Source organism: Pseudolysinimonas sp. (assembly GCF_031389465.1).
Classification (GTDB): Bacteria; Actinomycetota; Actinomycetes; order Actinomycetales; family Microbacteriaceae; genus Pseudolysinimonas_A.
Genome location: NZ_JANMSQ010000264.1, coordinates 1 through 7934, shown reverse-complemented (window position 1 = coordinate 7934; position 7934 = coordinate 1). Strand labels below are relative to the sequence as shown.

10 protein-coding genes are annotated in these 7934 nt (G+C 68.7%); 7 read left to right on the top strand and 3 right to left on the bottom strand.

Annotated elements, in window-relative coordinates; translation table 11 throughout:
• Together RMO30_RS10600 and RMO30_RS10595 are read left to right on the top strand one after the other, a co-directional pair.
• Positions 1-607: HAD-IIA family hydrolase (locus RMO30_RS10600; protein WP_309713077.1), on the top strand; the 607-nt coding region annotated here is incomplete at its 5' end.
• 79 nt (positions 608-686) lie between these two features.
• Complete coding sequence (locus tag RMO30_RS10595; RefSeq protein ID WP_309713074.1) at positions 687-1541, top strand: site-specific DNA-methyltransferase; 855 nt, start codon at positions 687-689, stop codon at positions 1539-1541.
• Here RMO30_RS10595 and RMO30_RS10590 read toward each other — a convergent pair.
• Together RMO30_RS10590 and pyrE are read right to left on the bottom strand one after the other, a co-directional pair.
• A complete protein-coding gene (locus RMO30_RS10590) occupies positions 1538-2800 on the bottom strand; it encodes a hypothetical protein (RefSeq protein WP_309713073.1) in 1263 nt (420 codons plus the stop codon). The genes RMO30_RS10595 and RMO30_RS10590 overlap by 4 nt on opposite strands.
• The gene (gene pyrE / locus RMO30_RS10585; RefSeq protein WP_397427926.1) at positions 2797-3351 is read right to left on the bottom strand and encodes an orotate phosphoribosyltransferase; all 555 of its coding nucleotides are present in this window, start codon (positions 3349-3351) and stop codon (positions 2797-2799) included. The genes RMO30_RS10590 and pyrE overlap by 4 nt, the downstream gene beginning before the upstream one ends.
• 19 nt (positions 3352-3370) lie before the next feature.
• Between pyrE and RMO30_RS10580 the strand changes: the two genes are divergently transcribed.
• Positions 3371-4204 (top strand): exodeoxyribonuclease III, encoded by an 834-nt coding sequence (locus RMO30_RS10580; RefSeq protein WP_309713069.1) that lies wholly within the window; start codon positions 3371-3373, stop codon positions 4202-4204.
• A gap of 17 nt (positions 4205-4221) precedes the next feature.
• Here the strand turns inward: RMO30_RS10580 and RMO30_RS10575 are convergent, their stop codons facing one another.
• Positions 4222-4932, bottom strand: a complete 711-nt coding sequence (locus RMO30_RS10575) for a DNA alkylation repair protein (protein WP_309713066.1) — start codon at positions 4930-4932, stop codon at positions 4222-4224.
• A gap of 58 nt (positions 4933-4990) precedes the next feature.
• On the opposite strand from RMO30_RS10575, the gene RMO30_RS10570 reads away from it, so the two are divergent.
• From RMO30_RS10570 to RMO30_RS10555, 4 genes are all read left to right on the top strand, one after another.
• The gene (locus tag RMO30_RS10570; RefSeq protein WP_309713065.1) at positions 4991-6355 is read left to right on the top strand and encodes a DUF6421 family protein; all 1365 of its coding nucleotides are present in this window, start codon (positions 4991-4993) and stop codon (positions 6353-6355) included.
• Positions 6352-6573 carry a DUF1232 domain-containing protein gene (locus tag RMO30_RS10565; protein ID WP_309713062.1) on the top strand — a complete coding sequence of 74 codons (222 nt, stop codon included), beginning with the start codon at positions 6352-6354 and terminating at the stop codon, positions 6571-6573. The genes RMO30_RS10570 and RMO30_RS10565 overlap by 4 nt, the downstream gene beginning before the upstream one ends.
• Entirely contained in the window at positions 6570-7622 is a 1053-nt protein-coding gene (locus tag RMO30_RS10560; RefSeq protein WP_309713060.1) for a low specificity L-threonine aldolase, read from the top strand. The genes RMO30_RS10565 and RMO30_RS10560 overlap by 4 nt, the downstream gene beginning before the upstream one ends.
• Positions 7619-7934, top strand: a 316-nt coding sequence (locus tag RMO30_RS10555; protein WP_309713057.1) for an MBL fold metallo-hydrolase, incomplete at its 3' end; no start/stop codon positions are given. The genes RMO30_RS10560 and RMO30_RS10555, both read left to right, overlap by 4 nt.

The window sequence follows — 7934 nt, the reverse complement described above, 5'->3', positions numbered from 1 at the left end:
GGCGGCTCGCCTGCGCGCATCGGGGCTCAACGTTCCCGAAGACCGCATCTGGACCTCGGCGCTCGCCACCGCCGACTTCTGCGCCACGCAGAATCCCGGCGGTACGGCCGGCGTCATCGGCGAGGCCGGCATCACCACAGCCCTGCACGAGGTCGGTTTCATCATGACCGAGACCAATCCCGACTACGTCGTCGTCGGCGAGACCCGCAACTACTCGTTCGAGGCGATCACCCGCGCCATCCGCCTGATCAACGCCGGGTCGCGGTTCATTGCGACCAACCCGGATGCGACCGGGCCGAGCGCGGACGGGGTGCTTCCGGCGACGGGTGCGGTCAGCGCCCTCATCTCGAAGGCCACCGGTCGCGAGCCGTACGTCGTCGGAAAGCCGAACCCGATGATGTTCCGCTCGGCGATGAACCGCATCGGCGCGCACAGCGAGTCGACCGCGATGATCGGCGACCGTATGGACACCGACATCGTCGCCGGCATCGAGGCGGGACTGCACACCATCCTCGTGCTCACGGGAATCGCCGACCAGACCGAGATCGAGAAATACCCGTTCCGCCCCGATGAGATCCTCACCGGAGTTCACGAGTTGCTCGACTGATCGGCTATTTGCCCAACTTGGCTGACCTTTCGCGCGGAAAGTCCGCCATCTCGGGCAAATGGCCTGTTAACCTCCGGGCGTGAGCGCGATCTGGCAGCCGGGCAGTCCCGACACGATCGTGCACGGCGACAACCTCGAGGTCGCTCGGTCGTTGCCCGACGCGAGCTTCCGGCTGATCTACCTCGACCCGCCGTTCAACACCGGCAAGACGCAACGCCGACAGCGGCTGACGGTGACCCGGGCCGAGGAGGGCGACGGACGGGTCGGCTTCGGCGGCCGCAGTTACACCGCGGAGCGCGGCGCGGTGTCGCGCTACGCCGACACGTTCGACGACTACTGGGCCTTTCTCGAACCGCGACTCGTCGAGACGCGGCGACTGCTGGATGACACGGGCACGTTGTACCTGCACCTCGACTACCGCGAAGCCCACTACGCGAAGGTCGCACTCGACCGGCTGTTCGGCCGCGAGTGCTTTCTCAACGAGATCATCTGGGCTTACGACTACGGCGGCAAGTCGACGCGGCGCTGGCCGTCGAAGCACGACACGATCCTCGTCTACGTGAAGAATCCCGACCGCTACTTCTTCGACAGTGCGACGGTCGACCGAGAGCCCTACATGGCGCCGGGGCTGGTCACGCCCGAGAAGGCTGAGCGCGGCAAGCTACCGACGGATGTCTGGTGGCACACGATCGTGCCGACCAACGGGGCCGAACGCACCGGGTACGCGACACAGAAACCGGAGGGCATCCTGCGCCGCATCGTGCAGGCGTCGAGCGCTCCTGGCGACGCGGTGCTCGACCTGTTCGCGGGGTCGGGCACGACGGGGGCGGTAGCGACGGCGCTCGGCCGCCGCTACCTGCTGGTCGACGAAAGTGCCGACGCGATCGCGGTGATGCGAGCTCGGCTGCCCGACGCTCGGATCGTCGAGGTTTAGCCGCCGGGAGCGGGCTGGACGGGCTCCACCGGCGCCCGCGGAATCGCGACCGAGGTGGTCAGCGGCTCACCCGACGACCGGCTCACGAAGCAGTAGTACGAGGGGTCGGTTTCCCACTTCTCCTCGGTCACCGGGTAGGCGCCCTGCATCTGGGCGTCGCTGTAAGCACCGGCCGCGGCGAGGTCGACGACCCCGGGGGCCGAGCACAGCAGCGAGATCTGCGCCTGAAGCGCCTCCGCGCCGGGGAACTCTGCCCACACCGGTTCGGCCGCGGGATCTTCGGGGTCGGCAGGCTCCGGCGGGAACCAGGCGCGGAACACCATCTGCGCCGCGTGCGGGGTGGCACAGTCGACGACCGTGTACTCCTCGGCCCAAGCCCCGGTCTCGACGTCGTACGGTTCGAGGCATTCGCCGCCGAGCAGCTCGTCCCAGTCGTAGGTACCGGGTTCGACCGGCCCGATCGCGAGCGGTGTGCGCGTCGGGGTGGGGGTCGGCGTCGGGCTCGCGACCACCGCCGGAGCCGGTCCCAGTAGGTCGGGCAGCCGGGTGCCGAGCAGGAACAGCGCGATGAGCGCGATCACCGCGAGCAGACCGCCGCCGACCCCGGCCAGCACCTTCTGCGGCGTGCCGAAGTTGCTCGGGGGAGGCGGGCCTCCGGCACCCGGAACGTGCACGAGCTCTTGGGACCGCCCGCGGGCCGCGAACGGAGCCTCGTTCGGATCCGGCCCGGGCTGATACTCGCGGAAGGCGTCTTCGCCGAACAGGGCGTCGAGTGCCGAGTCGTGTTCCGGACCTCCGGGCGGACGCAGGGGCGCGGGCACGAGCGCCTGCGTCGGCTCGTCGGAGAACGTCGGCATCGCCTGCGTCGGCTCCGGCCCGAGGCCGGGCGGCGGGCCGTAGGTCGTCCCAGGACCGTAGGTCGTCTGCGGTTCGGGCGCCAGATGCGGGGGCTCGTACGTCGGCATTGCCTGCGTCGGCGGCGGATCCCAGGCCGGCGCCGACGGCTGCACCGGGGGTTGCGCCGCGGGTTGCACCGGCGGTGCCACGTACGGCTGCACCGGAGGATCGAACGGGTTGTTCAGCTGTGGCGCGACGAGGGGCGGCGGCGCGGCTGCGGGCGGCGGCGCCACGGGAGGGGGTGAGGAAGCCGGTGGGGCGGCCGCATCCTCTTCTTGCGCACGCCGCTGCGCAGCCTCACGGGCTTCGCGCTCGAACTTCGCGAAGAAGTCCTCGGCGTCGTCGCCGGCGTCGGGATTCATTGTTTCGTCAGGCCCAGGTCCTGCAGCGAGATCGCCGCGTAGTACGGGTAGCCGGCCGCTTCGATGATCTCCTGGGCACCGGTGTCACGGTCGACGACAACGGCGACGGCCGCGATCTCGGCGCCGACCTTGAGCAGCGCCTCGATCGCCTTGAGCGGCGAGCCACCCGTCGTCGAGGTGTCTTCGAGCACGACGACGCGCTTGCCCTCGAGGTCGGGTCCTTCGACCTGGCGGCCGCGGCCGTGGTCCTTCGGCTCTTTGCGCACGACGAAGGCGTCGTAGCGGCGGCCGATCGCTGCGCCGCGGTGCAACACCGCTGCCGCGATCGGGTCGGCTCCCATGGTGAGCCCTCCGACGGCGGCGATGTCGGGGATGTCAGCGATGAGGTCGACCATGACTTCGCCGATCAGCGGGGCGACCCTGCCGTCGAGGCTGACCTTGCGCAGGTCGATGTAGTAGGTGGCCTTCTTGCCGCTCGTCAGCGTGAAGTCCCCGTGGAAGACGGCGTCGTCCTTGATGTGCTGGATGAGCAGGCCGCGAGCGTCGGTCACAACGACAAGACTATGTGTCATGCGACTGGCGACTTGGAACGTGAACTCCGTGCGCAGCCGGGTGGCTCGAATCACCGACTTCGCCGTGCGGGAGAGCATCGACGTGCTCGCGATGCAGGAGATCAAGTGCACGTCCGCCCAGTTTCCGACGCAGGCGTTCGAGGATGCCGGCTACGAGGTGGTGCTCCACGGCTTGAACCAGTGGAACGGCGTCGCGATCGCGAGCCGACATCCGATCGACGATGTCGAGGTCGGCTTCCCGGGGATGCCGGGGTTCGAGAAGGGTGCCGAAGGCCCCGACCTGCCGCAGGAGGCGCGGGCGATCGGCGCGACGACGGGCGGCCTGCGGGTGTGGTCGCTCTACGTGCCGAACGGCCGGTCGCTCGACGACCCGCACTACGGGTACAAGCTCGACTGGCTCGCGAAGCTCACGGATGCCACCCGGGCGTGGGCAGGCTCGGCCCTGCCGTTAGCGTTGACGGGTGACTTCAACATCGCCCCGCTCGACGGCGACGTGGGCGACCCGACGCTCATCCCGGGCTTGTCGACGCACATCTCGCCCCCCGAGCGCGCCGCATTCGAGGCACTTCTGGATGCCGGCCTCACCGACGTCGTGCGTCGTCTTGTTCCGACCGGCTACACCTACTGGGACTACAAGCAGCTGCGCTTCCCGCGCAACGAAGGGCTGCGCATCGACTTCGTGCTCGGCTCACCGGCGTTCGCGGATGCCGTCACCGGCGCCGCCATCCACCGTGATGAACGCAAGGGGGATGCCCCGAGCGACCACGTTCCCGTCGTCGTCGACCTCGACCTGCACCCCGAGGACGACGACGACCGCCCGATGATCTTCTGACCACCAGGGCCGGGGGATCAGCGCATGCCGCGGTAGTGCACCCGCTCCTCCGGCGAGAGGTGCTCGGTCGCGTAGGAGAGCATCGTGCGCGGCATTCGCGGCGCATGCACATCGAGGAAGTCGAGCAGCGCCTCGCGTGAGACCCGCTTGCCGACTTCGCGCAGCATCCAGCCGACCGCCTTGTGCATCAGGTCTTCCCGATCGCCCAGCAGTCGCTCGGCGAGCGCCAGGGTCGTCGAGGCGTCGCCGCGCTTGATGAACGCGAACGTGGCCAGCACCGCGACCCGGCGCTCCCAGAGCACCGGAGAGGCGGCGAGGTCGTCGAGCACCGACCGTTCGCGGTCGTACAGCCACCCGCCGAGGGCGTACTCGGCCGACGCGTCGACGAGGTCCCAGTTGTTGACGCGTCCGCGCCGCACCGCCGCGAGGTACCGGTCGGCGGTGGTGTGCGGGTCGCGTCGGGCCGCGTCATTGAGCAGCAGCACCCCGGCGAGCCGGTGCTCGTGCTCGGCGTCATCGAGCAGCGCGTCGATCTCGTCGAACCCCAGCCCGCGGAAGCGTTTCACCACCGACCGGGTGAGCGGAACGCGCAGTCCGAGGAAGACATCGCCCGCCCCGTAGCCGCCTTCGTAGCCCTTGAAGTACCCCCGCTGTCTGACACCATCCGCGGGATTTGCGAACTCGGCGAGCGCCGAACGCACGTCCTGGGCCGTCGAAGTCGATTCCACGCAACGATCATGCGCAGATCACAACCCTTTCCGGAAGCACTCTTCCTAGGCTCGATACATGACGACGCTCTCTGCTCCCGCCGTCGACGACGTCGTCGCATCCCCGGCGTGGCTCGACCTCAAAGCAGCTGCCGCTGCCCTTCATCCGATGCAGGTGCACGACGGCAGCATTCCCGACGCCGCCCAGCATGCCGAGGCCAGGTCGCACTGTGCGCGGATCCGGAAGTCGCTGGAAGATCTGACCCCAGCGTTCCCCCACGACACGGACTACCTGAACGCAGCGCGTTCCGACTTCGAGAAGTGGGAAGCCGACGGGTTCGCGGTGCCCGACTTCTACGACTCCCTCGTCGCATTCCGCCCCGAGTTGCATCGCGAGAACGGCCGTCGGCACCTCGTCGTGTTCCCGATGTACACCCAGAACGGCAGCACCGACCGGCTCGTCGAAGCGGTGCTCATCGAAGTGGTCTGGCCGGAGTTCATCGCCGCGATCGAGCAGACCTACACGAACGCGCTCTTCGTGCCGATCCGTTTCCTCGACTTCACGTCGGGCTACGACACCAACGCGGCCGTGCTGTTCCCCGAAACCGTCGCGATGCGCGAGATTCCGGCGTTCACCTGGGGGGCGATCTTCGCCGACCGGGAGGCCGCCCGGTTCCGCTCGGTGACCCGTAAGGCCGCGGAGATCACGAAACTCGACCTCCCCAATGACGCACGGCGGCTGCTCGACAACCAGCGGCTCGCCGAAGAGACCTTCGTGCTGTGGGACCTCATCCACGACCGTACCCACATGCGCGGTGACCTGCCGTTCGACCCGTTCATGATCAAGCAGCGGATGCCGTACTTCCTGTACTCGCTCGAAGAGCTGCGCTGCGACCTCACCGCGTTCCGCGAGTCGGTGAAACTGGTTCGCGCCGAGGAGACCGACGCCACCACCCGCGAACACGCGCAGCTCGCGCAGTACGCGATCCTGTTCGACCGGATGTTCCGCTTCCCGCTCAGCGGCGACCGCACCCGCAACTACGACGGGCTCGGCGGGCAACTGCTCTTCGCCTGGCTGCACCAGCGCGACGTGCTGCACTGGACCGACACCCAGCTCGCGATCGACTGGGCCGAAGTGCCGGATGTTGTCGTGGGGCTGTCGGACGCCATCGACGACCTGTACTGGCGCAGCATCGACCGGCCGAAGGCCGCGCACTGGCTCGCGGCGTACGAACTGGTGCGCAGCGTGCTCGACCCGCATCCGGCGTCCCAGTGGGCGCGTGGCCTGTCCGACGAGATCCTTTCCGGCCCGGCGAAGGGCATGACGGATGCGGTGCTCGACGACGAGTTCCCGCTGTCGATGTTCTATGAGGCGCTGCAGAAGAAGATGGGCGACGTCATCGAGTCGACGAAGGGCATCACCGGGCGTAGCGTCGAGGCATGAAGAAAGACAGGTCGGTGCTCAAGGCCGTGCTCATCGGGGTGGGCGCGCTGCTCTACGGCGCTTCGCCGATCGACCTGATCCCCGAAATCCTGGCCGGGCCGCTCGGTTTCGGTGACGACGCTCTCGTTCTCATCGGTGCAGGGGTAGCGATCTTCCGCATCCTCAAGGGCCGCGCGGCACGACAGGCAGCCGCGAGCAGTGCCACGATGAACGGGTGACCAGACTCCACGATCCCGGCTGGCGGGGCTTCGCCTCCGACAACTACGCGGGCGTTCACCCCGAAGTGCTGGCCGCTCTCGCCGAGGCGAACGACGGCCACCAGGTCTCCTACGGCGAAGACGTCTACACCGCCCGGCTCGCCGAGGTCATGCGCGAACAGTTCGGGCCGGACGCCGAGGTCTTTCCGGTGTTCAATGGCACGGGCGCGAACGTCGTCGCGCTCACCAGCCTGCTGCCGCGTTGGGGCGCGGTCGTCACGACCCGCACGTCGCACATCCACTCCGACGAGGGCGGCGCACCCGAGAAGGTCACCGGACTCAAGTTGTTCGTCGTGCCGACCCCCGACGGCAAACTCACCCCCGAGCTGATCGCCACCGAAGCGTGGGGTTGGGGTGACGAGCACCGCGCCCAGCCGCTCGCGGTGAGCATCACCCAGACGACAGAACTCGGCACGCTCTACACGCCGGCCGAGGTGCGCGCGATCGCCGACTTCGCGCACGAACACGGGATGGCGCTCCACATGGATGGCGCGCGCCTCTGGAACGCCGCCGCCGCGCTCGGCGTACCGTTTCGTGAGTTCACCGTGGATGCCGGCGTCGACATCCTGAGCTTCGGCGGCACCAAGGTCGGGTTGCTCGGCGCGGAGGCGGTCGTCGTGCTCGACCAGTCGCGGGTGGACGGGCTCGTCTTCCTGCGCAAGACGACGATGCAGCTCTCGAGCAAGATGCGCTTCCTGTCGGCGCAGTTGCTCGCGCTCTTCGAGGGCGGGCTCGGGCTCTCCGCCGCCTCGCACGCGAACGAGATGGCGGCCCGGCTGCGCGGTGCGCTCGAGGAGCTCGCGCTGCCCGCCCTCGGCTTCAGTCAGGCCACCCAAGCCAACGCGGTGTTTGCGGTGCTCGACAACGCCGCGGCCGACCGCATCCGTTCGAAGGTGCGCTTCTACGACTGGGACCGTGCCGCTGGCGAAGTGCGCTGGATGACGGCCTTCGACACGACCGAGGCGGATGTCGACGCCTTCGTCGAGGTCATTCGGGCCGAACTCGCGTGACCGATGTCGTCGCCGACGGCGTCTGGCTCGTCGAGTTGCCGCTGCCACATCCGACGGTCGTCGAGACCACCAACTGCTACGTGTTCGCCGACTCGAGCGGCGGCGCTCACCTCGTGGATCCCGGGTGGGATACCGACGACAACTTCGCCCGGCTCGAGGCCGGGCTGAGGGTCGCCGGGTTCGGTCTCGCCGACGTGCGCTCGATCACCGCGACGCACCTGCATCCCGACCATCTCGGGCTCGGGTCGCGCCTGCGTACCGAGTTCGGCATCCCGATCGCCCTGCACCGCGCCGAGCACGCCGCGCTCACCC